Consider the following 1,991-nt stretch of genomic DNA (forward strand, 5'->3'; position numbering starts at 1 on the left):
TGAACCTTATATTTATAATCTTCTAATCCCTTGCCTTTCGCATCTATAGTTTCAAAGTTACTTGGAGCATTCGATGCTTCATCTTTACTTGCAAGGAAAGGTCTTATCGAAGCATGTGGACAAACAAATGAACATTGATTACATTGTATACAGTTCTCCTTAATCCAAACTGGAACATCAATTGCAATGCCTCTCTTTTCATATTTAGAAGTACCTGCTGGTACAGTACCATCAGCCATATCTTTAAACGTACTAACTGGTACATTGTCTGCATTATGAGTATTAACTGGAATAAGTAATTCTTTTACAAACGTAGGTAGATTTTCATTTACAACTTCAGGATTAACCTCTAAGTCTGTTGCCCATCTTTGAGGTACATCAACCTTTACAAATCCCTCTATGCCTTTATCAACAGCGGCATAATTCATGTTTATAACTTTATCTCCCTTCTTACCATAGGTCTTTAATATAGTTCCTTTCATGTATTTAACTGCTTCTTGCGTAGGTATGATATTTGCAAGTTTAAAGAATGCTGCTTGAAGTACAGTATTAGTTCTACTTCCAAGACCTATTTCCTTAGCAATAGCTGTAGCATCTATTGTATAAAATTTAATTTTGTTTTTTGCAGCATATTTTTTAAATTTATAAGGAAGATTAGTTTCAAGTTCTTCAGGTGTTAAATTGCAATTAAGAAGGAATATTCCACCTGGATTTAAATCTGAAATCATATCATATTTTTTAAGATATGACTGATTGTGACAAGCTATAAAGTTAGCTTTCTTTACTAAGTAAGTTGAGCGTATTTCTTTATCACCAAAACGAAGATGTGATACAGTAATACCACCTGATTTTTTACCATCATATTCAAAATAAGCTTGAACATATTTATCTGTATGATCTCCTATTATTTTTATTGAGTTTTTATTTGCTCCAACAGTACCATCTGATCCAAGACCCCAGAACTTACAGCTTATAGTTCCTTTTGGAACTATATCTATTGATTCACCAATTTCTATTGAATGGAATGTAAGATCATCTACTATACCAACTGTAAAATGATTTTTTGATTCTTTCTTTTTAAGATTTTCATAAATTGCAACTATGTGTGCAGGTGTAGTATCCTTACCACCGAGTCCAAATCTTCCTGCAAAAATTTGTGGTCTATCAGCTATTTCATTGTAAGCTGAACAGACATCTTGATATAATGGTTCTCCAACTGCACCTGGTTCTTTTGTTCTATCTAATACTGCAATTTTTTCAACAGTTTTAGGTAATTCACGAAGAAAATGATCTATTGAAAAAGGTCTGTAAAGATGTACTTCAAGCAAACCAACCTTTTCACCCTTAGCATTAAGATAATCTACTGTTTCTTTTGCTGCCTCATTTACAGATCCCATTGCCATAATTACATATTTAGCATCATCAGCACCATAATAATTAAACAACTTATAATTTCTACCTGTAAGTTCATTTATTTTACCCATATACTTTTCTACTATAGCTGGGAGGTTATCATAATAGACATTACAAGCTTCCCTATTTTCGAAGAATATTTCTGGGTTTTGTCCTGTACTTTTACAAACAGGATGTTCCGGATTTAAAGCTCCTTTCCTAAACTCTTCAAGTGCATCTTTATCTACCAAATTTGCTAAGTCATTATAATCTAAGCAATCTATCTTTTGGATTTCATGAGAAGTACGAAAACCATCAAAGAAATGAATAAATGGAACTTTTCCTTCTATAGTCGCTAAATGAGCTACTGCTCCTAAATCCATTGCTTCCTGCACATTTGATGAAGCAAGCATTGCGTATCCTATTTGTCTACATGCCATTACATCTGAGTGTTCTCCAAATATAGAAAATGCCTGAGTTGCTACGCTACGTGCTGCAACGTGTATTACTGATGGCTTAAGCATACCTGCAATACGATACATTGTAGGTATCATTAAAAGCAAACCTTGTGAAGCTGTATAAGAAGTAGTTAATGCTCC

Annotated in this window: 1 protein-coding gene; it reads right to left on the reverse strand. The window is 33.2% G+C overall.

Translation table 11 applies throughout. The features are described 5' to 3' along the window. On the reverse strand, positions 1–1,991 hold a 1,991-nt coding region (gene nifJ, locus KPL44_RS24925; RefSeq protein WP_216256086.1), incomplete at both ends, for a pyruvate:ferredoxin (flavodoxin) oxidoreductase.

The sequence above is a fragment of the Clostridium sp. DSM 17811 genome, assembly GCF_018861905.1.
Classification (GTDB): domain Bacteria; phylum Bacillota; class Clostridia; order Clostridiales; family Clostridiaceae; genus Clostridium_AD; species Clostridium_AD frigoriphilum.